The organism is Stenotrophomonas sp. CC22-02 (assembly GCF_004365115.1).
Lineage (GTDB): Bacteria > Pseudomonadota > Gammaproteobacteria > Xanthomonadales > Xanthomonadaceae > Stenotrophomonas > Stenotrophomonas forensis.
On sequence record NZ_SOCO01000001.1, the window covers coordinates 2,656,484 to 2,680,118 of the forward strand.

Below are 23,635 nucleotides of genomic sequence, written 5' to 3' on the forward strand. Positions count from 1 at the left end.
CATGCCGCGTCGATGCGCGGCTTGCTATAGTGCGCGCGCCCTCAATCCATCACGGATTCGTTCCACATGCCCAACTTCCGTCCGCTTGCCATCGCCCTGGGCATCAGCCTGGCGACCCTGGTCCCGACCCACGATGCGTTCGCCGCCGCCAAGAAGAAGGCCGCACGCGCCCCGGCTGTCAGTGCCCAGTGCAGCGACTTCTACGACGCCACCAACGCAGGCTGGCTGAAGGCCAACCCCGTACCGCAGACCGGCGCCACCACCGCACTGGGACAGCTGGTCGATCGCAGCCGCCAGCAGCAGCGCGAGCTGCTCGACGCCGCGATGAAGTCGCCGCAGGGCAACGTGCAGAAGCTGCTGGGCGATTTCTGGGCCAGCGGCCTGGACGAAGCCGCGGTGGAAGCCGACGGTTCCAATCCGATCGCCCCGCTGCTGACCCGCATCAACGCCATCAAGAAGGCCAAGGACGTGCCGGCGTCGATTGCCGCGCTGCACCAGGTTGGCATTCCGGTGGCCTTCAACTTCGGCCCCGACGTGGACCTGAAGGCGCTGGATCGCCACATCGGCTACTTCATGCAGGGCGGCATGGGCCTGCCGGACCCGGCGTTCTATACCCGCACCGACGCCGACACCGTGGCGCTGATGGGTCGCTACCGCGCCTACGTCAAGCAGATCCTGGCGCTGACCGGCACCCCGGCCGCCAAGCTGGATGCCGAATCGCAGTCGGTGATCGCGCTGGAAACCGAGCTGGCACGCAATGCGCAGTCGCTGGCCGGCATCAACAATCCGTTCAACAACTACGCGCCGATCTCCACCAAGGAGCTCAACAGCCGCTACCGCAACCTGCAGCTGGATGCCTTCCTGAAGGCGCAGGGCGTGGATGACGACCTGGTCTCGCTGGCCGACCCGGGCCTGTTCAAGCAGCTCGACGGCATGGTCACCAAGCTCAAGCCGGACCAGTGGAAGGCCTACCTGCGCTGGCGCGTGGGTGACTCGATGGCGCCGTACCTGTCCAAGGCCTACCGCGACGCCGAGTTCGAATTCCGCGGCCGCGTGCTGCGTGGCGAAACCCTGCCGCCGCAGCGCTGGGAAGACGTGCTGGATGCGATCAACGTGGCCGCCGGCCCGATGGTCGGCCGCGAGTACGCCGCGCGTTACCTGTCGGCCGAAGACCGTCGCCAGGCAGCGTGGATCGTCGACAAGGTCCGCGAAGTGCAGATCGAAGCGGTCAAGAACAGCAGCTGGATGAGCGCCGAAGCCAAGACCGAAGCGCAGGCCAAGCTGGCCGCGCTGAAGATCGAGATCGGCACCCCGCTGCGCGACCTGGACTACAGCGTGCAGCCGATGGGCCGTGGCTCGTTCGGCGGCAACATGCTGATCGCTTCGACCTGGCGCCATCGCGAGGAAATGAAGCGCATCGGCAAGGGCAACGCCGACCGTCGCTGGGACGTGCTGCCGCAGCAGCCGTCGCTGGCCTACGACCTGGCGCAGAACCGCCTGATCGTTACCGCCGCGATCCTGCAGGGCCCGGTGTTCAACGCCAAGGCTGACGCCGCCGACAAGTTCGGCAGCTTCGGTGGCCTGGTCGGTCACGAACTGACCCGTGCGATCGATGCCAAGGGTGCGCTGGTCGACGCCAAGGGCGAGCTGCGCAGCTGGTGGACCCCGGCCGACAAGACCGCCTGGACCCTGCTCGGCAACCGCGTGGCCGCGCAGTACAGCGCCTACGATTTCCCGGGCGTGAAGGGGGCCAAGGTCAACGGCACGCTCACCCAGGAAGAGAACCTGGCCGACATCGCCGGCCTGGAACTGGCCTGGGCGGCGTATACCGCACAGGAGCCGAAGGCCAAGCAGGCACAGCAGCAGGGCTTCTTCCGCGCCTGGTCGACGCTGTGGGCACAGCAGCTGTCGCCGAACGAGGCCGTGCGCCGCCTGACCGCCGACATCCGCGCGCCGGGCCTGTGGCGCAGCAACGGCACGCTGGCCAACCTGCCGGCCTTCGGTGCCACCTTCAGCTGCAAGGCCGGCCAGCCGATGCAGCGCAGCGAGGCCGAGCAGATCAAGGTCTGGCGCTGAGCCTGCTGATGAACCGGTAACGCAGAGGGCGCCTTCGGGCGCCCTTTTTTTTTGCGGGTGCAGCACGATCCGGGATTAACACCGGGCATGCTATCGCTGCTGCTTCGTCCATCGTGGAGCCCTGACATGGCACACAAGAACACGATCTGCGTCTGGTATGACAACGGCGCGCTCGAGGCCGCCACCTTCTACGCCAGCATCCTGCCCGACAGCGCGGTGACCGCCGTGCATCACGCCCCGGGTGATTTCCCGGACGGCAAGGAAGGCAATGTGCTTACCGTCGAATTCACCGTCTGCGGCATTCCCTGCGTCGGCCTCAACGGCGGCACCGCGTTCAAGCACAGCGAAGCCTTCTCCTTCCAGATCCAGACCGAAGACCAGGCCGAGACCGACCGCCTGTGGAATGCCATCGTCGGCAACGGCGGCCAGGAGAGCCAATGCGGCTGGTGCAAGGACCGCTGGGGCATCTCCTGGCAGATCAGCCCGCGCATGCTGATCGAAGCGGTGACCAGCCAGGACAAGGCACTGGCCAAGCGCGCCTTCAACGCGATGATGCCGATGAAGAAGATCGACATCGCCACCATCGAAGCAGCAATCAAAAAAGGGGACGGAGGGGATTAAGTCGCTTCCTGCACGAGTGTGTGCTCAGGTGCCGATTACGACTTAATCCCCTCCGTCCCCTTTTTCCGAGGTGCTGATGACCTGGGATGCGATCCTCATCGGTGGCGGCCACAACGGCCTGGTCTGCGCGGCCTATCTGGCGCTCGCCGGCAAGAAGGTGCTGGTGCTGGAACGCCGGGGCGTTCTCGGCGGCGCGGCGGTCACCGAGGAATTCCATCCGGGCTTCCGCAACTCGGTCGCGTCGTACACGGTGTCATTGCTGCAGCCGAAGGTGATCGACGACCTGCAACTGCATGCGCATGGGCTGCGCATCGTCGCGCGCCCGGCCAACAACTTCCTGCCGCTGCCGGATGGCCGCTATCTGCTGTCGGCACCGGGCCGCACCCAGGGCGAAGTCGCAAAGTTTTCCGAGCGGGATGCGCAGCGCCTGCCCGAATATGAGGCACGTCTGGAGATCTTCGCCGACGTGCTGCGCGCGTGGGCCCTGCGCGCACCGCCGGATATTGGCGTTGCAGGTGGTTGGCGTGCCCTGCCCGCACTGTGGCAGATGGGTCGTCTCGGGCGCGAACTGTCGACGCTGGATCCCTCGCTGCGGCAGGAACTGCTGGACCTGTTCACGCTGTCGGCGGCCGAGTACCTGGACCGCTGGTTCGAGAGCGAGCCGATCAAGGCGCTGTTCGGTTTCGATGGCATCGTCGGCAACTACGCCAGCCCGTATACCCCGGGCAGTGCCTACGTGCTGCTGCACCACGTGTTCGGCCAGTGCAACGGCGTAAAGGGCGCTTGGGGCCACGCAATGGGTGGCATGGGCGCGATCAGCCAAGCCCTCGCCGCCTCGGCGCGCGCGGCAGGTGCGGAACTGCGCGTGGAGGCCGGCGTGCAGCGCGTGCTGATCGAGCAGGGCCGCGCGGTGGGCGTGGAACTGGCCAACGGCGAAACCCTGCGCGCACGCGCGGTGATCGCCAACGTCAACCCGAAACTGCTGTACGAACATCTGCTGGAACCGGCGCACGTACCGCCCGCCACACGCGAACGCATGGCGAACTGGCGCTGCGGTTCCGGCACGTTCCGGATGAACGTAGCGCTGTCGCGGCTGCCGGAGTTCCGCGCCCTGCCCGGCCCCGGCGATCACCTCAGCGCCGGCATCATCATGGCGCCCAGCCTGGACTACATGGACCGCGCCTGGCTGGATGCGCGCCGCGAAGGCTGGTCACGCGAACCGATCGTGGAGATGCTGATTCCGAGCACGCTGGACGATTCGCTGGCACCGCCTGGCCAGCATGTGGCCAGCCTGTTCTGCCAGCACGTGGCTCCGGTGCTGCCCGACGGGCGTCACTGGGATGATCATCGGGACACCGTGGCCGACATGATGATCGCCACCGTTGAACGCTATGCGCCTGGGTTCGCCGGCAGCGTGCTGGGCCGCCAGGTGCTGTCACCGCTGGATCTTGAACGGATCTTCGGCCTGATCGGTGGCGACATCTTCCACGGTGCACTGAGTGCCAACCAACTGTTCTCGGCACGGCCGATGGTCGGCCAGGCCGGCTATAGCGGCGCCCTGCCCGGGCTGTACCTGTGCGGTTCGGGCACCCATCCGGGCGGCGGCGTCACAGGCGCACCGGGGCACAATGCCGCGCAGGTGGTGTTGCAGGATCTATGAAGGCGTGCGACCAACGGTCGGCACCTACCCGCGTGAAGTGGGGCGCATAGCGCCTCACTTCACGCTGCGCAGGTGGTTCGGTCGATTCGGCGGGCCCGGCGGTCGGCGCTTGTTGAACGGCGGCTGCCCGCGCCAGTAGCGGATCAGCAGCCAGCCGAACAGCATGCCGCCCAGGTGCGCGAAGTGGGCCACGCCCGGCTGCCAGCCGGTCATGCCCAGCACCAGTTCACCCACACCGAACAGGATCACGAAGGTCCGTGCCTTCATCGGGATCGGCGGGAACAGCAGCATCACCCGCTGGTTGGGGAACAGCATGCCGTAGGCCAGCAGCAGGCCGAACACGCCGCCGGAGGCGCCCAGCACCGTCGCCGGGTTTTCCAGCAGCGTCCCGACCAGCAGCTGGCAGACGCCGGCACCGGCCACGCAGACCAGGTAGTACAGCAGGAAGCGCTTCTCGCCCCAGGTCTGCTCCAGCGGCGCGCCGAACATGAAGACTGCCAGCATGTTGAAGAACAGGTGGCCGAAGCTGCCATGCAGGAAGCCATAGGTCAGCAGCTGCCACGGCTGGAAGTTGCCGCCCGGCGAGAACGCATCGAAGCCCTGCTGCAACGGCTGCAGCATGAACGGTTCGAAGGTCTGCATGCCGAGCAGGAATGGCTGCTGCAGCAGGAACAGGATCGCGTTGGCGATCAGCAGGGCCTTGGTGACGGTTGGCAGTCGCGGGAACATGGGAGCACCGGCATGGAACGGCCTCCATCATAGCCGCAGCACCCTGCCTTGTTGGCCACCTGCAGGCACGGCCTGTTCAGTCGCCAGCCGCGCTCAGCCCGGCCCCCACACCGCCGCATCCAGCGCCGCGGCCGGATCGGTGGCCGGCATCCGCACCCGGCCGTTCTCCACCACCACGCCTTCGGCGCGCAGCCGCTGCGATTGCTCGCGCCAGCCGGCCGAGCCTTCTTCCATGGCGATGCGCCCATCCGAGCGCAGCACGCGATGCCAGGGCAGGTCCGGGTCGTCGTTCTGGCCGAGGATCCGCGCGGTCAGCCGGGCCCGCCCGGGCAGGCCGGCGCGCATCGCCACCTGCCCATAGCCCATCACCTGCCCCGCCGGGATGGCGCGGATCACCGCCAGGATGCGCGCACGCGCCTGCTCCGGCGTCAGCGCCGCAGGCGGGTCACCAGCAGTACGCCGATCAGCACCAGCACGGTGCCGGCGATCTGCGCCGGCCCCATCGGTTCGTCGAGCAGCCATAGGCTCATCACGATGGTGGAAACAGGGCCCAGCATACCGACCTGTGCGGCCAGCGACGAACCCACGCGCTGCACCGCCAGCATGATCGCCAGCACCGGCAACACGGTGCACACGGTCGCGTTGACCAGCGACAGCCACTGCACCGGCGCAGGCGCCTGCCACAGCAGCGGCAGCGGATGGGTGACCGCGAAATGCAGCAGCACCAGCACGCTGGCGACACAGCTGGCATAGGCGGTCAGCCGAACCGCGCCGATGCGCGCGACCACCTGGCCGCTGCCGAACAGGTACAGCGCGTAGCTGAGCGCACTGCCCAGCACCAGCAGGCTGCCGACGATGATCTGCCCGCCCTCGCGCTGCAGGTCATGGCCGAACGCCAGCAGCACGCCCAGATAGCTCAGCACCAGCGCGCCGATCTGCCAGCGCCCCGGTCGCTGGCGCGCCAGCAGTACGTTGATCAGCAGCACCAGGGTCGGGTTCAAGTACAGGATCAGCCGTTCCAGGGTCACGCTGATGTACTGCAGCCCCTGGAAGTCGAGCAGGCTGGACAGGTAGTAGCCGGTGAAACCCAGCCACAGCACCCGGGCGCGGTCGGCCCATGACAACGGCTCGGCCCGGCGCGCGGCCCACAGCGCCATCAGCACGAACAAGGGCAGCGCCATCAGCATGCGCAGCGCGAGCAGCGTGGTGGCATCCACGCCGTGGCGCAGCCCGAGCTTGACGATGATCGCCTTGCCGGAGGCGGCGATGGCGCCGATCGCGGCCAGGCCAATGCCCCCCAGCGCGATGCGTGGGGAGGCGGTAGCGATACGGGAAGCGGGATTGGACATCAGGACGACGGCGGGCCGCGCGGGGCGGCCCGGGAAGGCGTGGGGGCGGCCATTGTCGCATGGGGGCGACCGGTGCCCGCCCCGGTAGCGCTGAGCGTGCCCGAATGCCGCCTTCTGTAGTGTCGAGCCATGCTCGACTGCTTTCGCACGGCAGCCGAGCATGGCTCGGCTCTACAACGGCCCGGGTCAGCGCATCAGCACCACTTCCTCGGCCGAGGTCGGATGGATCGCCACGGTGTCATCGAACTGGGCCTTGGTCGCGCCCATCTTCACCGCCACCGCGAAGCCCTGCAGGATTTCATCAGCCGCTTCACCCAGCAGGTGGATGCCCACCACCCGTTCCTCCGGGCCGACGCAGACCATCTTGAACAGGCTGCGCTGGGTGCCGTTGGCCAGCGCCTGCAGCATGGGACGGAAGCGGCTGTGGTACACGCTCACCTGCTCGAAACGCGCGCGCGCTTCCTCTTCGCTCATGCCCACCGCGCCCAACGGCGGGTGCGAGAACACCACGCTGGCCACATTCTCGTAATCCATCTTCGACTGCGGGCGGCCACCGAACAGGCGGTCCATCAGCCGCCGCGATGCCGCCACCGCCACCGGGGTCAGGCCGACCTTGCCGGCGATGTCACCCACGGCGTGCACGCTCGGCACGCGGGTGGTCTGCCACTCATCCACCTGCACCTGCTGGTGTTCGCCGATGCCGATGCCGAGTGCCTCCAACCCCAGATCACGACTGTTTCCGCGCCGGCCGGTGGCGAAGAACACGGCATCGAACACGCTGTCGAGCGGGCCGTCGTGGCCGAAGGCGCGCACCCGCTCGCCATCGCGCTGCAGCTCGCGCAGGCGGTAATCGAAATGAATCCTTACGCCCTGCTGCTTCAGGTTCTCGGCCAGCTGATCGGTCAGCTCGTAATCGAAGCGCTCCAGCAGGCGCTTGCCACGCACCAGCAGGCTGACCCGGCTGCCCAGCGCCTGCAGCAGGCCCGCCAGTTCCACCGCGATGTAGCCACCGCCGATGATCGCCACCTCGGCCGGTGCCGCACGCAGATCGAAGAAGTCATCAGACACCAGGCCCAGTTCGGCGCCCGGGATGTCCGGCCGCAACGGATGCGCGCCGGTGGCGATCAGGATGTGTTCGGCGCTGTAGCGCACGCCATCGCTGCAGGCCACCGTATGCGCATCGAGCAGGTGACCGCGCGCCGGAATGCGCACCACGCCGGTTTCGTCCAGGCGCTTGTGGTAACTGGTGTGGATGTTGCTGATGTAGGCCTGGCGATGGATCACCAGTTCCTTCCACGACAGCGCCGGGCGGGCCTCGACATCGAAGCCCATCGCACTGGCCAGGCCGATGCGTTCGTGCAGGTCGGCCGCCAGCCACATCGCCTTCTTCGGCACGCAGCCGACATTGACGCAGGTACCGCCGAGTTCGCCCGGCTCCAGCATTGCCACCCGCCTGCCATGCTGCGCGGCGCGGATCGCACCGGCCAGGCCGGCGGAGCCGCCGCCAAGGACGATCAGGTCGTAATCATAGGGTGCAGTGCTCATCGGAATCGCTCGGGTCGGTAAGGGGCAGGATCGATCGCTGGGCTACGGCCGCAGACGAGATCGGCGATCAGCTGGCCGGTGCCGGCGCTCATGCTGATGCCGAGCATGCCATGCCCCGCTGCAAGCCAGACGTGAGGATGCGCGGGCGCACGGCCGATCAACGGCACGTCGTCCACGCTCATGGGTCGCCAACCGCACCACTGCTCCTGCAGCTGCGCACCGCATGGCGCGCGCAGGTAGTGGTCGGCGGCCTGCTGCAGCGCGCGCAGGCGGGTCGCGCGCAAGCTTGGATCGGCACCGGCGAATTCCATGGTGCCGCCCAGCCGCAGTGCTTCGCGCCAGGCGATCACGAACACGGAATGGTCTTTCAGCACCACCGGCCGCTGCGGCACCTGCGCCGGCCGCGACCAGGTCAGCGAATAGCCCTTGCCAGGCTGGATCGGCACGCGCAGATCCAGCTGCCGTGCCCAGTGCCGCGACCACGGCCCGGTGGCCAGTACCAGCTCGCGCGCGGCCAGCAACTGCCCATCCGCCTGCACGCGTACACCCTGTGCGTCATCGCTGAATCCCTGCACGTCCACTTGCTCGTCGATCACCACGCCCTGCGCGCGCAGCACGCGTGCCAGCTCGGCGGTGTAGCGATCCGGCCGCAGCTGCGCATCACCAGGAAAATGGATCGCACCGGCCAGGCGATCGTGGAAGGCCGGATTCGCGCGCGCATAGTCGGCACCACCGATGCAGGCCGTGGCGATGCCCTGTGCGTTCAGCGCCGCGCATTCGGCCACATGGTGGTCGAAGTTGCGTGCATCGCCGAACACGTAGTCCAGCCCGCGCGCATCAAATTCGCAGTCAAGCGCATGTGCCTGCACCCACTCGGCCAGGCGCTGCCGCGAATCATCCAGCAGCGCACCACGTGCACGCGTGGACTGCAGCCAGTCGCGGGCGTTGCAGCGTGCACCAAACTGCAGCAGCCAGCGCCACAGCGTGGGATCCAGCCGCGTACGCACGTACAGCGGCGCGCGCGGATCAAGCATCCAGCGCAACGCGCGCAGCGGTACCCCGGGCGCCGCCAGTGGCGGTGCGTGGCTGGGGGTGATCGTGCCGCAGTTGCCATGCGACGTCGCCCCTCCGACGCGCCCCCGCTCGATCACGCGCACCTGCCGGCCGTGCGCGCGCAGTGCAAGCGCAGTGGCCAGACCGATGGCGCCGGCACCGACCACGATCACGTCCTCGCGCGCCCTCGACATCGATCAGCCCAGCCCGGCTCCGCGCCGCATCGGCGGCCACTGCCGGTAGGTCATCGCACGCCACAGCCATTCCATGGGCCCGAAACGGAAGTGGCGCAGCCATACGTGCGAGACGCCCACCTGCACGGCAAACAGCAGCAGCGCGAACAGCAGCTGCACACTGCGCGGCATCATCTCGAACCTGCCCAGTCCGTAGTGGTAGAAGATCCAGGTGCACAGCAGCGACTGGCCGAGATAGTGGGTCAAGGCCATGCGGCCGACCGGCGCCAGCCACGCCAGCCGCGTGCGCCAGTGCACGATCCACGCCAGGTAGCCCAGGCACATCGGCAGGCCGCCGACGGTCACCAGCGCCATCGCCGCCGTCACCGGCAGGTTGTACGTGCCCGGTGCCAGGTACGGTTTCCAGGCAACACCGATCAACGTGACCAGCAGGCCCAGCGGCAGCGCGATCCAGCGCAGCGAGGTGTACAGGCGTGGGAAGCGTTCCGGCGCAGCAAGCGCGCCACTGCCGGCGAACCAGCTGCCGATCAGGAACATGCCCAGCACTTCCGGGCCGGTGATCAGCAGCGCGCCCATCGAGGTGCCGAACTCGCTCAAGCGCTGCACGGTGGCCTGTCCCCAGCTGCCCTGCCCGTACACCTGCCGCTGCAGCTCGATGCTCTGCTGCGCTTCGCTGAGCATGCCCTGCACCTCGTCGGCCGAGGCCATCGACACCATCGCACCGACCAGCAGCATCATCGCCGCGCCGCCCAGATAGACGATCACGCCCATCCACGGCAGCCAACTGCGCGGCGCCTCGCGGCAGGCCAGCAACGGAAGCGAGATCAGCGCATACATCACCAGGATGTCACCGGACCAGACCAGCAGCGCGTGGCACAGGCCGATCAGCAGCAGTCCGGCGCTGCGGCGCAGGTAGAACGGGGTGAAGTCACGCCCGGCCACGTCGGCGCGCTGCGCCATCACCGCGAAGCCGGCGCCGAACAGCAGCGAGAACAGGGTGAAGAACTTGCCCTGCACGAACACATAGACAAAGGCATCGGCCCAGTAGTCGATGCCCTGCCAGTGCACGTCGATGCCGGTGAACGCCAGGTCCAGCGGGCCACTGAAGGCTTCGATGTTCATCAGCAGGATGCCCAGCAACGCGGCACCACGCAGGATGTCCAGCACGGCGATGCGTTCGGCGGAAGCCATCGGCTGCAAGGGATGAGAAGCGGCGTTCACGGGGCATCCGTCGGGCAGGTCCGCCATTATGCCGCCGGCCCACGCGCCATGGATGCCCGCGCCGTGTTCCAGAAACGCAACGGCCCGCCGAAGCGGGCCGCTGCTGCCATCACGATCGCGCTGCGATCAGTGGTGGTGGCCACCGTCGCCGTGGACGTGGCCGTGGTCGATCTCTTCCTGGCCGGCTTCGCGCACATCGACGATCTCCACGTCGAAATGCAGGTCCTTGCCGGCCATCGGGTGGTTCAGGTCAACGTCGACCACGCTCATGCCGACCTTCTGCACGGTCACCGCGCGCGGGCCGAAGTTGGTCTGCAGCACGACCTGCTGGCCCGGGGCCAGCTTGGTGTTGCCGAAGTGCTTCTTCGGCACGCGCTGGGACAGGCCCTCGCGGCGCTCGCCGTAGGCGTCGGCAGCAGTGACGTCGACGCTGAAGGCCGCGCCGGCTTCCTTGTCCATCATGGCGTTTTCCAGGCCCGGAATGATGTTGCCGTGGCCGATCAGGATCGCCAGCGGCTCGCCGCGGTCCTTGGACGATTCGATCGGCTCCTGGCCGACTTCGGAAACGGTGTAGTGGAAGCGGACAACGCGGTCTTTTTCGATCTTCATGCGCAACTCTGTCTGGATCTGCCGGAGGCAGGCGGGTTGGGGCGGGTTGTCGCCCGGCGGGGACGCCGCCATCATGACGGCCAATCCAAGGTGGCGCATTATCCGGAGATCATGCACATCACGCCAGTTTCGTCCGGCCTGCGCCGGCTCCTCGCCCCGGCCCTGCTGCTGGCCCTGCCCCTGCTGATGACCGCCTGTGGCGGCGGCAAGGCCACCCGGCCCTCGGCTCCCCCGCCGACCGCCCACTGGCCGAAGACCGTGCCGGACAATCCCGAGGCCGCCAACTCGGTGCTGATGCGTGCCATCAGCCTGGTCGGTACGCCCTACCGCTACGGCGGCAACACCCCCGATTCCGGCTTCGACTGCAGCGGCCTGGTCGCCTATGTCTACCGCGAGATGCTGGACCTGAAGCTGCCGCGCACCTCGCGCGACCTGGCGGCGGTACAGGGCCCGAAGATCGACCCGCAGCGCCTGGCCACCGGCGACCTGGTGTTCTTTGGCAGCCGCGGCAACGTCACCCATGTCGGCATCTATGTGGGCGAAGGACGTTTCGTGCACGCCCCAAGCACCGGCGGCACGGTCCGGCTGGACTCGCTCAGCGGCCCCTACTGGAAGGACCACTACACAGGCGCGAAACGTGTCCTTCGCTAAAATGAACAGGCGATATGTTCAAAAATGTGACGCACATCACTATGGAACTAACGGATTACTAACGGAATTTTTAACTTATTGACGCTTTTACAAGGCATGATGCCCCATCGTTTTTTTCCTGTGACCGACGCGTGACGACTGACGACCTGAAAAGCGAAGGCCAGACTTCCGTATCTTCACGTAGTGCCCGCCCGCTGTTGCTTGGCCTGGCACTGTGTCTGACCAGCCTTCCGGCCTGGTCGCAGACTGCTCCGAATCGTTCCGATGTGACTCCGGCCCCGGTGGCCGAGAGCCCCGCCCGACCGGCCGCCAAGGCCGAGGCTGCCGCTCCGCAGCGCAGCCGCGTCGATGCCGCCGCCAGCGCGACCCTGGCTGCCCTGCTGCCGCACCTGGCGGCCAACGACACCATTCCGCTGATGGACCGCTCGGCCGTGGTGGCCGGCGATCTCAGCCGCCTGCTCGCCAACTACGACACCAGCAGCGCCGCCAATGGCAGCGTTGTCGGTACCGCCGCCGACAACGGCAAGGTACAGTCGCTGCTGCGCCGTGCGATGACCCTGCTGGGCACCCCGTACCGTTGGGGTGGCAGCAACCCGGACAGCGGTTTCGACTGCAGCGGCCTGGTCGGCTACGTGTTCCGCTCCGCCCTCGGCATCGAGCTGCCGCGCGTCTCGCGCGAGATGGCCCACGATGACAACGCCGAACTGATCAACGACCGCACCGCGCTGGCTGCCGGCGACCTGGTGTTCTTCGGCCGCAAGGGCCGCGTGGACCACGTCGGCATCTACGTCGGTGACGGCCGCTTCCTGCACGCCCCGAGCTCGGGCAAGGACGTGCGCGTGGACACCCTGCTCAGTGGCTACTGGGGCAACAAGTTCATGCAGGCCCGCCGGGTCGATCTCTGATCTGACCGGTTGGCGCGACCGCGCCGCCTGACACGAGAAAGCCGCTGCCCTGCAGCGGCTTTTTTGTTGGGCGCGCACGGTGGTGGGTGCCGACCTTGGTCGGCACTGCCTTCATCCATGCATGGCATGGATCTACCAGGGCCTACCCTCTGCCCGGCACCGCATCAGCCACCCGCCAAGCAAAAGGCCCGCCGGGTCAGGGCGGGCCTTTCATATCGCTACGCAACCTCAGCCGCGTGGCGGTGTCGGGTCGGGGTCATCCACGCCCACATTGCCGGACGGGTTGTCGTACACCGCCTGATCCAGCAACCCGGTTTCCTTGGCCACGATCACCGGCACCAGCATCTGGCCGGTCACATTGGTCATCGTGCGCATCATGTCCAGGATGCGGTCGATGGCATACAGGTAGCCGATGGTCTCCAGCGGCAGGTTGGCTGCACTCAGCACCACCGTGGCCATGATCACCGCGGTGCCCGGCACGCCGGCGGTGCCGAAGCTGCCCAGCACCGAGGCGATCAGCACCACCACGTACTGTTCCGGGGTCAGCGGCACGCCGCTGTACTGCGCGATGAACACCGCGCACAGCGCCGGGTAGATTGCGCCGCAGCCGTCCATCTTGATGCTGGCCCCCAGCGGCACCGCGAACGAACCGTAGTCCTTGTTCACGCCCAGGTTGTGGGTGATCGAGCGCAGCGCAACCGGCATCGCCGCGAAGCTGGACGAGCTGACAAACGCCACCTGCATGCCCGGTGCCGCGCCACGGAAGAACTTCAGCGGGTTCAGGCCGTGTGCCAGCAGCAGCGCGCTGTAGACCACCACGATGTGCAGCGCGCAGGCCACGTACAGCGCCAGCACGAAATGGCCCAGCGGCAACAACTTCTCGAACCCGTAGCTGCCAACCAGGCCGGCGATCAGGCCGAAGGTACCGATCGGGGTGACTTCCAGCACGAAGCGGGTCACCTGGATCATGATGTCGCTCATCTGGCCAACCAGCTTGCGCGCCTCGGTCACCTTCTCGCCCAGCTTGACGATGGCAAAGCCCACCAGTCCGGCGAAGAAGATCACCGGCAGGATCGAGCCGCGACCGGCGGCCAGCACGGTTTCACCGGCCGCATTGACCTTGGTGCCGATGCCGGACAGCGCATAGAAGACATTGGCCGGCACCACGTCCAGCAGTACCTGCACCACGCTGGGCACTTCGCGCGGCACATAGTTGCTGGCCATCGACAGCTGCAGGCCACCGGCGCCGGGCTGCAGCACCGTACCCACGCCCAGGCCGACGCACACCGCCAGCGCGGCGGTAATCACGAACCACAGGAAAGTGCGGCCACTGAGCGCGGCAACCGACTTCTGGCCGTGCAGTGACGAGATCGCATTGATGACCGCGAAGAACACCAGCGGTACCGCGATCATCTTGATCAGGGTGACGTACAGCTCGCCGAGCGGGCCGAACCACGTTTCCGCGGCCGGGCCCAGCGCCCAGCCGGCGAGCGCACCGAGCACGAAGCCACCGACCACGCGCTGCCAGAATGGAATCCGCAGCCAGGCAGAGACCAGCTTCATAGGCAATCCAGAGGGGAAGAAGGGATGCTGGAACGATAGCCCAAGGCGGCCGGCAGAACGACCGCCCGGCCGGCAAATCAGTGTGTCATCGGCGTGCCTTGCGGGGCCGGGCATAATGAACGTCCCGTTACAGTTTGTGAGATCCCAGCGTCCATGCGTCGTTCCGTCTCCCTGTTGGCCGCCTGCGCCACCACCCTGCTGCTGGGCGCCTGCGCCAGCACTGCCCCCGCGTCCGCCCCGGCCGGCCTCAAGGTCGCTGTCGATCCCGTCGCCCACCCGGCCGGTGAGACCCCGCAGTGGTGGTACCGCAGCGGCGCCGCCCAGGCGGCCGCCAACGGCGCGATGTCCGGCAAGGCCAGGAACGTCATCCTGTTCCTGGGCGACGGCATGAGCCTGACCACCGTGGCCGCCTCGCGCATCTACGAGGGCCAGCAGAAGGGCGGTTCGGGCGAAGAAAACCTGCTGTCCTGGGAGCGCTTCCCGGCCACGGCGTTCAGCAAGACCTACAACACCGATTCGCAGACGCCGGATTCGGCCGGCACCATGACCGCCATCACCACCGGCGTGAAGACCCACATGGGTGCGATCGGCGTCAGCGCCGGCAGCCGCACCGACTGCGCCGACAGCCTGTCCAAGGGCCTGCTGACCTGGCTGCAGCTGGCCGACAGCGCCGGCCTGGCCACCGGCGTGGTGTCCACCGCCCGCCTGACCCACGCCACCCCCGCCGCCACCTACGCGAACTCGCCCGAGCGCAACTGGGAAAACGACACCGACCTGACCGAAGCGGCCAAGGCGGCCGGCTGCAAGGACATCGCCCAGCAGCTGCTGTCGACCTCGCGCTATGGCCGTGGCCCGCTGGTCGCCCTCGGCGGCGGTCGCGGTGAATTCACCACCGTGGAAGAGCGCGATCCGGAATACGACGACAAGGTCGGCCAGCGCCTGGACGGCCGCAGCCTGGTGCAGGAATGGCAGCAGGCACATCCGCAGGGTGCCTATGTCTGGAACAGCAAGCAGCTGGCGGCCGCCGCCAACGCGCCGGCCATTCTCGGCCTGTTCGAGCCGGACCACATGCGCTACGAGTACGAGCGCCCGCAGGATCCGGGCGGCGAGCCGAGCCTGGCCGAACTGACCGCCGCGGCGATCAAGAACCTGGCCAAGCACCCGGAAGGCTACGTGCTGATGATCGAGGGCGCGCGCATCGACCACGCCAATCACAGCGGCAACGCCTACCGTGCCCTGACCGAGACCGTAGCCCTGTCCGACGCGGTGCGCGTGGCCAATGAACTGACCTCGGCCGACGACACCCTGATCATCGTCACCGCCGACCACTCGCACACCCTGAACTTCGTCGGCTACCCGGCACGCGGCAACCCGATCCTGGGCAAGGTGAAGGACAAGGGCGGCGAAGACGGTGCCGGCAAGCTGGACTATGCGCTGGACGGCAGCGGCCAGCCGTACACCACCCTGACCTACGCCAACGGCCCGGGCCATACCGGCGCCAGCAACCAGCAGCCGGCCGGCGCCAAGCGCTACCCGCACAACCCGAGCAGCTTCGAACCGGCCAATGGTCGCCCGAACCTGCGTGAGGTCGACACCGAGCATCCGGACTACATGCAGGAAGCGCTGGTGCCGATGAAGGCTGAATCGCACGGTGGCGAGGACGTCGGCATCTGGGCACGCGGACCGGGCAGCAAGGCGATCCGCGGCACGCTGGAACAGAACGCGATCTACCACATGATCGTGCAGGCCACCCCGGCCCTGCGCGAACGCCTGTGCCAGGCCGGCACCTGCGACGACAAGGGCGTGCCGGTGCAGCTGCCGGTGCCGACCACCTTCGAACGCAAGGCCGAGGCCAAGTGATCGCGCGGCAGGCCCGCCCTGCCCCCACCAGCGACCGCCTCGCGCGGTCGCTGGTCCTGCTCGGCATGCTGGCCAGTTCCAGCGCGCTGGCGCAGGCGCCGGCCTGCAAACTGCTGACCGACGAGCACGGCCTGTGGCCGCTGCCCGACTGCGAGGTGGTCGATCACCGGCCCAGGATCCACCCCGACACGCTGAAAGACCTGAACTTCGACGACCACGGCCTGGCCGTGGTGTATGCCGACCAGGGTTTCCATTACGTCAACCGCAAGGGCCGCAGCCTGCCGGTACTGACCTGGGACAACGGCCCGGAGACGCCGCAGGAGGGCCTGCTGCGGGCCCGCGTCGGCAACCGCGTGGGCTACTTCGACCTGAAGTTCCGTCAGGTGGTGCCGGGCACCTTCGATTTCGGCTGGCCGTTCCGCGATGGCGTGGCCGAGGTCTGCAACGGCTGCCGTCGCGGCACGCCGGATGGTGATGGGCACACGCCGATGGAAGGCGGAGAGCGTTTCCGCATCGACCGCTCGGGCCGTCGAGTGAAGTAGTTTTTTCGGCAGGGCTGCGCCCTGCACCTGCTGCAAGCCAGAGCAACAGCAACAGCAACAGCAACAGCAACAGCCGGCTCTGGGTTGTCTGTGGGTTTGGCGGGGCGGTGTCGGATTGCGGGGACGCCGTGAACCCATCCCTGGGGGCTTGGCCGCGGCATCCATGCCGCGGACACCCCGCAATCCGACACCGCCCCACCTTCGACAGGTTCCCGATGACGGATCGAACATCCACATCATTCATCGTCGAGATCCATCAGACATCGAAATTGATCGAATGAGATTCGACAGATTGCGGAAAACTGTCGAAGGCGGGGTGGGTCCGGGTGCGGGAGGGGCCGCGGCATGGATGCCGCGGCCAAGCCCCCATGGATGGGTTTACGGCGTCTCCCGCAACCGGACCCACCCCGCCATCCCTCAGGAAACCCGCTGTTGCTGTTGCTGTTGCTGTTGCTGTTGCTCTGGATCGTAGCGGGTGCAGGGCGCAGCCCTGCCGACCAACCCTATACTTGCGGCCGTGACTGCCTTCCCTGCCCTTGTTCCGCTGGATGCGCCGCTGCTGGTCGGCTACAGCGGCGGTGTCGACTCGACCGTACTGCTGCACTGGCTGTGGCGCTGCGCCCAGACCTCCGGCACTCCGCTGCGCGCAGTACACGTGCACCACGGCCTGCACGCCGATGCGGATGACTGGGTGCTGCATTGCCGGCAGCAATGCGCGGCGCTGGGCATCGAACTGGCCGTGCACCACGTAAGAATCGACGACACCGCAGGCCTAGGCCTCGAAGGTGCTGCGCGACAGGCGCGACGCGCGGCGTTCGCCGCCGAGCTGCGCGACGGTGAAACGCTGGCGCTGGCGCAGCACCAGGACGACCAGGCCGAAACCTTCCTGCTGCGCGCGCTGCGCGGTTCGGGCGTCGATGGCCTTGCTGCGATGTCCGCACACAGCCGCCTTGGCAGGCACTCCCTGTGGCGACCACTGCTGCAGGTACCGCGCGATGCACTGCTCGACTACGCCCGGCAACACGCGCTGCACTGGGTCGAAGACCCCAGCAACGCCGACGACCACGCTGATCGCAACTTCCTGCGCCTGCAGGTGCTGCCGCTGCTGCGCCAGCGCTGGCCACATGCGGCCGCGGCGCTGGCCGGCAGCGCGGCGCATTGCGCGCAGACCCGTGAGCTGCTTGATGAAGAAGACGCCGAGCTGATCGCGCATCTGGAGGTGGCACCGCGCGTGCTGTCGCTGCAGCTGCTGCGGCAGATTTCACCCGGACGCGCCGCACGCGTGCTGCGGGCCTGGGTGCTGGGCCATGGCGCGGCGCCGTTGCCGGCCACGGTCCTGCAGCAGGCACTGGCCGAACTGCTGCCGGCCGACAACGACCGCCAGGCGCGCGTGGGGTGGCACGATCATGCGATCCAGCAATGGCGCGACCACGCCTACCTGCTGCCTGCCCGGCTGCCCGTACTGCCTCGCGACTGGCAGGCCGAGTGGGATGGACGCATGCCCCTGGCGTTGCCCGATGGCGGCCAGCTGCGCCTGCAGGGCGCCGCGGCCTTCGAACACGCGCTGCAGGTCCGCGCACGCGTGGGTGGTGAGCGCATCCAGCTGCCCGGACGCCAGCATTCGCACGCGCTGAAGGACTGCCTGCAACGGGAACACCTCGCGCCCTGGCGACGCGCACAGCTGCCGCTGATCTTCGATGGCCCGCAGTTGCTTGCTGCCGCCGACGTGGTCATCGCCGCACCTTTGCAGGCCTGGTTGCAGGCCCATGGGGCGCAACTGCAGTGGCGTCCCGGCGGCTGGTGAATTGACCCCCGCGCGCGGCCCGTCCACACTTGCCGCATGGCCAAGAAGTCCCCCGAAAACGCCTCCCCGGTCGCCCAGTTCGAGCAGTCGCTCGAATCGCTGGAGCAGCTGGTGGAGCAGATGGAAACCGGCGAGCTGAGCCTGGAAGCTTCGCTCAGTGCTTACGAACGTGGCGTTGGCCTGTACCGCCAGTGCCAGCAGGCGCTGGAGCAGGCCGAACTGCGCGTGCGCCTGCTCAGCGATCCGGCCCAGCCGGAAGCGGCCGAGCCGTTCGACCCGCCCAGCCATGACGGCTGAGGCCCTTTTCGCGCGCTGGCGCGACCGTATTGAAAGCCAGCTCGACGCCGCACTGCCCTCGCCTGCCGAGGCACCGCAGGGCCTGCACCAGGCCATGCGCTATTCAGTGCTGGGCGGCGGCAAGCGCATGCGCCCGTTGCTGGTGTATGCCAGCGGCCACCTGTTCGGTGCGCAGCCGGAAGCGCTGGACGCCGCCGCGATGGCGGTCGAACTGATCCACGCCTATTCACTGGTGCATGACGATCTGCCGGCGATGGACGATGACGCCCTGCGTCGTGGCAAGCCGACCACGCATATCGCCTTTGACGAAGCCACGGCGATCCTCGCTGGCGACGCCCTGCAGGCCCGTGCCTTCGGCCTGCTGGCCGATGCACCGCTGCCGGCCACATTGCGCGTGGCCTGCCTGCAGACGCTGGCCCACGCCTCCGGCGCCGCCGGCATGTGCGGCGGCCAGGCCCTGGACATCGATGCCACCGGCCAGCAGCAGACACTGGCGGCCCTCACCCGCATGCATGCCCTGAAGACCGGGGCGCTGATCCGCGCCGCGGTGCGCATGGGTGCGCTGTGTGGTCAGGCCCACGAACCGCAGTTGGCCCAGCTCGACAGCTTCGCCGATGCACTCGGCCTGGCGTTCCAGGTGCGTGACGACATCCTCGATGTCGAGGCCAGTTCCGAACAGCTGGGCAAGACTGCCGGCAAGGACCAGGCACAGGACAAGAGCACCTTCCCCGCCCTGCTTGGCATGGACGGTGCGAAGGCCCAGCTGCGCGAACTCGCCGCACGCATGCAGTCGATCCTGGCCGGCCATGGCGAGGAAGCCGATGCGTTGCGCGCGCTGGCGACGCTGGCGGTCGAACGCGATCATTGATTGCTGCGCGCTCGCCAGGTACCGCCCGTCACTCTCCGCACATGAAAACGCCCGGCAATGCCGGGCGTTTTCAGTTCCGCATGTGGCCGATCTTACTTGACCAGGCGCAGCGCGAACGGGTAGCGGTAGGCTTCGCCGTTGTTCGCCTTGACCGCGGCGATGATGCAGAACACCAGATTCAGGATGCCGACGATCGGGGCCAGGATGCCGCCGATGATCACGATGGTCAGCACGATGCAGATCAGCATCGCGATGGTGATGGTGATCTGGAAGTTCAGCGCTTCCTTGGCCTGGTCGGTCACGAAGGCCTTGCTGGCGTCATCCTTGTTGATCAGCCAGATGATCAGCGGGCCGATGAACCAGGTGAAGATGCCCAGCAGGTGCGCGGCCAGGGCCATGGTGCGCTGGTCGGCCGGCGCGTCAGTGGTGGCCGGCGGCGGCGGGACGTTATCGAATTCACTCACGACAAAACTCCTTTTCATTGGGTGGTCTTGACCCACCAGCACCAAGCTGGTCGCGTCAGGCGCGCATAGCTTACGCCATCAATGCCATCAATCATTACCGGCGATGGTCATCCGTCCCAGCAGGATCGAACCGGTCCGGATGTGTGAGCGCGGGTCGACGTCGCTGCCGACCGCCTCGATGCTGCTGAACATCTCGCGCAGGTTGCCGGCAATGGTGATGCCGTCCACCGGGTACTGGATCTCGCCGTTCTCGACGCGGAAGCCACCGGCACCACGCGAGTAGTCGCCGGTCACCCCGTTCACGCCCTGCCCCATCAGCTCGGTCACCAGCAGCCCGTCGCCCATCTGGCGCGCGATCTCCTGCAACGAGCCGGCGTTGGCGGCCAGCTGCAGGTTGTGCACGCCACCGGCATTGGCGGTGGTCTGCAGGCCCAGCTTGCGCGCCGAATAGCTGCCCAGCACGTAGCGCTGCAGCACCCCGTCGCTGACCAGGGCCGAAGCACGGGTCGCCACGCCGTCACCGTCGAAGGCGGCCGAACGCAGGCCGCGGCGCAGGTGCGGCAGCTCCTCGATCTGCATCCACTCCGGGAACAGCCGCTGGCCGACACTGTCGAGCAGGAAGCTGGCCTGCCGGTACAGGGCGCCGCCGGATACCGCCGACAGCAGGTGGCCGACCAGGCTGCGGGCCACTTCCGGGGAGAACAGCACCGGCATGCTGCCGGTTGGCAGCGAACGCGGCTGCAGCCGGGCCACGGTACGCTCGGCGGCGCGGCGGCCCACGCTGTCGGCTGCCTCCAGGTCCTCGCGGGCCAGGCCGCCGGTGTACCAGCCATCACGCTGCATGCCATCGCCAGTGCCTGCGATCAGGGCGCAGCCAACCGAATGGTGGGTTCCGCGCTCGCGGCCGATGAAGCCATGCGAATTGGCATAGACCGAGACGCTCTGCATGCTCGACACCGAGGCACCGTCGGAATTGCTGATGCGAGCATCGGCCCCGCGACCGGCCTGCTCGCAGGCCAGGGCCAGGTCCACCGCTTCGTCAGCCTGCAGCGCCCAGGGGTGCCAGCTGTCCAGGTCGGGGAAGTCGCGGGCCATCAGCGCCGCCTCGGCCAGCCCGGCAGCCGGGTCGTCCTCGGTGTGCCGGGCGATCGCGCAGGCCTGCTCGACCGTGGCCGCCAGGCTGGCCTCGTTCAGGTCGCCGGTGCTGGCACTGCCCTTGCGCTGGCCGAAATAGACCGTCACCGCGATGCCGCGGTCACGGGTGGACTGCACGGTCTCGACCTCGCCGAGGCGGACATTGACCTCCAGGCCCCGGTCCTCGCTGCAGCTGACCTCGGCCTGGCTGGCACCCAGCGCGCGGGCGCGGTCGAGCAGCTGCTGGGAGAGGTCGGCCAGCCGTTCCAGGCGGGCCGGGCTGTCGTCGCCGACGGCGACTTCAGGGGCGATCACGTTCAATGCTTTATCCTGTACAGGTTGGGCCCGGCATCACGCCGGGCGACTTTTTTTGAGATCAGGTAGGGACGATGCGCGGACGCGACGAAGAAACCGGTGAATTCCACGACAAGAGCCGCAGCCAGAACCGGCGCGACGCGCTCGATGTCCTGGCCCTGGGCGAGAAACTGGTGTCGTTGACCCCGGCCCAGCTGGCGCGCCTGCCGATCCCGGAAGACCTGCTGCCGCACATCGCCGAGTGCAAGCGGATCACCGCCCACATCGCCCACAAGCGCCAGCTGGCGTTCCTGGCCAAGCACATGCGTCGCGAAGAGGACGCCACGCTTGACGCCATCCGCGATGCGCTGGACGCAAACAGCGAAACCGGCCGCCGCGAAGTGGCGATGATGCATCGCGCGGAAGACTGGCGCGAGCGCCTGCTGGCCGAAGGCGACACAGCGCTGGCCGCACTGCTCAACGATTACCCGCAGGCCGACCGCCAGCAGCTGCGCACGCTGGTTCGCAATGCCCAGGCCGAGAAAGCGAAGAACAAGCCGCCGCGTGCCTACCGCGAGATCTTCCAGGTGCTGCGCGGCCTGATGCTGCCGGCCGCGCTGGGCCTGAAGACCGCCGATGACGAAGACACCGGCGTGGAGACCGGCGAAGCCGACGAGGACTGAGTCCGCGCCGGCGTGGGCGGTGGCGCTGGCCATCGCCCGGCTCAGGCCTGGGTACCGCCGACGGTGATGCCCTCGATCAACAGCGAAGGCTGGCCGACCCCCACGGGCACACTCTGCCCATCCTTGCCGCAGATGCCCACGCCTTCGTCGAGGGCCAGGTCGTTGCCGACCATGCGCACCTTCTGCATGGTTTCCGGGCCATTGCCGATCAGGGTCGCGCCCTTCACCGGCGTGGTGATCCGGCCGTCCTCGATCAGGTAGGCCTCGGTGGCCGAGAACACATACTTGCCACTGGTGATGTCGACCTGGCCGCCGCCGAAGTTGACCGCGTACAGGCCCTTCTTCACCGAGCGGATCATTTCCTGCGGGTCATGCTGGCCGGCACGCATGTAGGTGTTGGTCATGCGCGGCATGGTCAGGTGCGCGAACGATTCGCGGCGCCCGTTGCCGGTCGGTGCCACGCCCATCAGGCGGGCATTGAGGCTGTCCTGCATGTAGCCGACCAGGATGCCGTCCTCGATCAACGTGGTGCACTGGCTCGGGTGGCCTTCGTCGTCGATGTTCAACGACCCGCGGCGGCCCTCCAGCGTGCCGTCGTCGACGATGGTCACGCCCGGCGCCGCAACGCGTTCACCGATGCGGCCGGCATAGACGCTGGTGCCCTTGCGGTTGAAGTCGCCTTCCAGGCCGTGGCCGACCGCCTCATGCAGCAGCACCCCCGGCCAGCCCGGGCCCAGCACCACCGGCATCACGCCGGCCGGCGCCGGTACCGCTTCGAGGTTCACCAGCGCCTGGCGCAGCGCCTCACGCGCAAACGCTTCAGGCCGGCCGTCGGCGAACAGTTCCGCATAGCCATAGCGGCCACCGCCACCGGCATAGCCGGACTCGCGGCGGCCATTGTGCTCGACGATCACCTGCACGTTCAGGCGCACCAGCGGGCGCACGTCGGCGCCCAGCACGCCGTCGCTGCGGGCGATCAGCACGGTATCCACGCCGCCGGACAGGCTGACCATCACCTGTTTCACGCGCGGGTCCGCGGCACGCAGATAGCCGTCCAGGCGCTTGAGCACCTCGACCTTGGCCTCGTTGCCGATACCGTCGATCGGGTCCAGCGCCGGGTACAGCGCACGCGCATTGCCACGCAGCAGCGAGCGCCCGGACTGCGCGCCGCCTTCGCGCGAGATCGCGCGCGCCGACTGCGCCGCTACCCGCAGCGCATCGGCATGGATGTCATCGGAGTAGGCGAAGCCGGTCTTCTCGCCGGAAATCGCCCGCACACCCACGCCCTGCTCGATGGAATGGGCACCGTCCTTGACGATGCCGTCCTCCACGCTCCAGCTCTCGCGGCGGGCGTGCTGGAAGTAGAGGTCGCCAAAGTCGACACCGGGGCCGAGCAGCTGGCCGAAGGTGCGCTCCAGGCCAGCGGTATCCAGGCCACCGGGGCGCAGCAGGCGGTCTTGGGCAAGCGTCAGGGCGATATCAGTCATGGCTCTCGATCTGGGGATGCGGGGGC

General features: G+C 67.9%; 22 protein-coding genes. 11 read left to right on the plus strand and 11 right to left on the minus strand.

What is annotated here, in order from left to right; translation table 11 throughout:
• Positions 1-66 precede the first annotated feature (66 nt).
• The 3 genes from N440_RS12280 to N440_RS12290 all read left to right on the plus strand — a co-directional run bounded on the left by N440_RS12280 (position 67) and on the right by N440_RS12290 (position 4,357).
• Complete coding sequence (locus tag N440_RS12280) at positions 67-2,076, plus strand: M13 family metallopeptidase (protein WP_133935234.1); 2,010 nt, start codon at positions 67-69, stop codon at positions 2,074-2,076.
• 126 nt (positions 2,077-2,202) lie between these two features.
• Positions 2,203-2,697: a VOC family protein gene (locus N440_RS12285; protein ID WP_133935235.1), complete on the plus strand. Its 495-nt coding sequence runs from the start codon at positions 2,203-2,205 to the stop codon at positions 2,695-2,697.
• Positions 2,698-2,773: 76 nt separating this feature from the next.
• On the plus strand, positions 2,774-4,357 hold the full coding sequence (locus N440_RS12290) for an NAD(P)/FAD-dependent oxidoreductase (protein WP_133935236.1): 1,584 nt from the start codon (positions 2,774-2,776) through the stop codon (positions 4,355-4,357).
• Positions 4,358-4,411: 54 nt separating this feature from the next.
• Here N440_RS12290 and N440_RS12295 read toward each other — a convergent pair whose 3' ends face one another.
• The 7 genes from N440_RS12295 to N440_RS12325 form a co-directional block, all read right to left on the minus strand.
• Positions 4,412-5,086 carry a rhomboid family intramembrane serine protease gene (locus N440_RS12295; protein WP_008267505.1) on the minus strand — a complete coding sequence of 225 codons (675 nt, stop codon included), beginning with the start codon at positions 5,084-5,086 and terminating at the stop codon, positions 4,412-4,414.
• 93 nt (positions 5,087-5,179) lie between these two features.
• A complete protein-coding gene (locus N440_RS12300) occupies positions 5,180-5,518 on the minus strand; it encodes an MGMT family protein (RefSeq protein ID WP_224329410.1) in 339 nt (112 codons plus the stop codon).
• A complete protein-coding gene (locus N440_RS12305) occupies positions 5,515-6,435 on the minus strand; it encodes a DMT family transporter (protein WP_049423794.1) in 921 nt (306 codons plus the stop codon). The genes N440_RS12300 and N440_RS12305 overlap by 4 nt, the downstream gene beginning before the upstream one ends.
• 186 nt (positions 6,436-6,621) lie before the next feature.
• Complete coding sequence (gorA, locus tag N440_RS12310; RefSeq protein ID WP_133935237.1) at positions 6,622-7,980, minus strand: glutathione-disulfide reductase; 1,359 nt, start codon at positions 7,978-7,980, stop codon at positions 6,622-6,624.
• Positions 7,977-9,227 (minus strand): FAD-dependent oxidoreductase, encoded by a 1,251-nt coding sequence (locus N440_RS12315; protein WP_133935238.1) that lies wholly within the window; start codon positions 9,225-9,227, stop codon positions 7,977-7,979. Before N440_RS12315 ends, gorA begins: the two co-directional genes overlap by 4 nt.
• A gap of 3 nt (positions 9,228-9,230) precedes the next feature.
• Positions 9,231-10,475: a DUF418 domain-containing protein gene (locus tag N440_RS12320; RefSeq protein ID WP_133935239.1), complete on the minus strand. Its 1,245-nt coding sequence runs from the start codon at positions 10,473-10,475 to the stop codon at positions 9,231-9,233.
• A 99-nt stretch (positions 10,476-10,574) separates the two neighbouring features.
• Positions 10,575-11,057 (minus strand): peptidylprolyl isomerase, encoded by a 483-nt coding sequence (locus N440_RS12325; RefSeq protein WP_133935240.1) that lies wholly within the window; start codon positions 11,055-11,057, stop codon positions 10,575-10,577.
• Positions 11,058-11,168: 111 nt separating this feature from the next.
• Here N440_RS12325 and N440_RS12330 point away from each other — a divergent pair, with 111 nt between their 5' ends.
• Both N440_RS12330 and N440_RS12335 read left to right on the plus strand, forming a co-directional pair.
• Positions 11,169-11,708: a C40 family peptidase gene (locus N440_RS12330; protein ID WP_053509406.1), complete on the plus strand. Its 540-nt coding sequence runs from the start codon at positions 11,169-11,171 to the stop codon at positions 11,706-11,708.
• A gap of 197 nt (positions 11,709-11,905) precedes the next feature.
• Positions 11,906-12,613, plus strand: coding sequence for a C40 family peptidase (locus tag N440_RS12335; RefSeq protein ID WP_230078916.1), 708 nt, complete (start codon positions 11,906-11,908; stop codon positions 12,611-12,613).
• A 228-nt stretch (positions 12,614-12,841) separates the two neighbouring features.
• Here N440_RS12335 and N440_RS12340 read toward each other — a convergent pair whose 3' ends face one another.
• Entirely contained in the window at positions 12,842-14,176 is a 1,335-nt protein-coding gene (locus tag N440_RS12340; RefSeq protein WP_133935241.1) for a dicarboxylate/amino acid:cation symporter, read from the minus strand.
• Between the two features lie 153 nt (positions 14,177-14,329).
• Between N440_RS12340 and N440_RS12345 the strand changes: the two genes are divergently transcribed.
• From N440_RS12345 to N440_RS12365, 5 genes are all read left to right on the plus strand, one after another.
• A complete protein-coding gene (locus N440_RS12345; RefSeq protein ID WP_133935242.1) occupies positions 14,330-16,036 on the plus strand; it encodes an alkaline phosphatase in 1,707 nt (568 codons plus the stop codon).
• Positions 16,033-16,578, plus strand: coding sequence for a WG repeat-containing protein (locus tag N440_RS12350; RefSeq protein ID WP_133935243.1), 546 nt, complete (start codon positions 16,033-16,035; stop codon positions 16,576-16,578). The genes N440_RS12345 and N440_RS12350 overlap by 4 nt, the downstream gene beginning before the upstream one ends.
• A gap of 517 nt (positions 16,579-17,095) precedes the next feature.
• A complete protein-coding gene (tilS, locus tag N440_RS12355; RefSeq protein WP_208322785.1) occupies positions 17,096-18,382 on the plus strand; it encodes a tRNA lysidine(34) synthetase TilS in 1,287 nt (428 codons plus the stop codon).
• Positions 18,383-18,418: 36 nt separating this feature from the next.
• Complete coding sequence (locus N440_RS12360; protein ID WP_010482975.1) at positions 18,419-18,679, plus strand: exodeoxyribonuclease VII small subunit; 261 nt, start codon at positions 18,419-18,421, stop codon at positions 18,677-18,679.
• On the plus strand, positions 18,669-19,547 hold the full coding sequence (locus N440_RS12365; RefSeq protein ID WP_049457993.1) for a farnesyl diphosphate synthase: 879 nt from the start codon (positions 18,669-18,671) through the stop codon (positions 19,545-19,547). Before N440_RS12360 ends, N440_RS12365 begins: the two co-directional genes overlap by 11 nt.
• 92 nt (positions 19,548-19,639) lie before the next feature.
• On the opposite strand, the gene N440_RS12370 is transcribed toward N440_RS12365, so the two are convergent.
• Together N440_RS12370 and pmbA are read right to left on the minus strand one after the other, a co-directional pair.
• The gene (locus N440_RS12370) at positions 19,640-20,011 is read right to left on the minus strand and encodes a DUF4870 domain-containing protein (RefSeq protein WP_049457994.1); all 372 of its coding nucleotides are present in this window, start codon (positions 20,009-20,011) and stop codon (positions 19,640-19,642) included.
• An 87-nt stretch (positions 20,012-20,098) separates the two neighbouring features.
• On the minus strand, positions 20,099-21,466 hold the full coding sequence (gene pmbA, locus N440_RS12375) for a metalloprotease PmbA (RefSeq protein WP_133935245.1): 1,368 nt from the start codon (positions 21,464-21,466) through the stop codon (positions 20,099-20,101).
• 68 nt (positions 21,467-21,534) lie between these two features.
• On the opposite strand from pmbA, the gene yjgA reads away from it, so the two are divergent.
• Positions 21,535-22,122, plus strand: a complete 588-nt coding sequence (gene yjgA, locus N440_RS12380) for a ribosome biogenesis factor YjgA (protein ID WP_049457996.1) — start codon at positions 21,535-21,537, stop codon at positions 22,120-22,122.
• A gap of 41 nt (positions 22,123-22,163) precedes the next feature.
• Here yjgA and tldD read toward each other — a convergent pair whose 3' ends face one another.
• Positions 22,164-23,609, minus strand: a complete 1,446-nt coding sequence (gene tldD / locus N440_RS12385) for a metalloprotease TldD (RefSeq protein WP_133935246.1) — start codon at positions 23,607-23,609, stop codon at positions 22,164-22,166.
• Between the last annotated feature and the right edge of the window lie 26 nt (positions 23,610-23,635).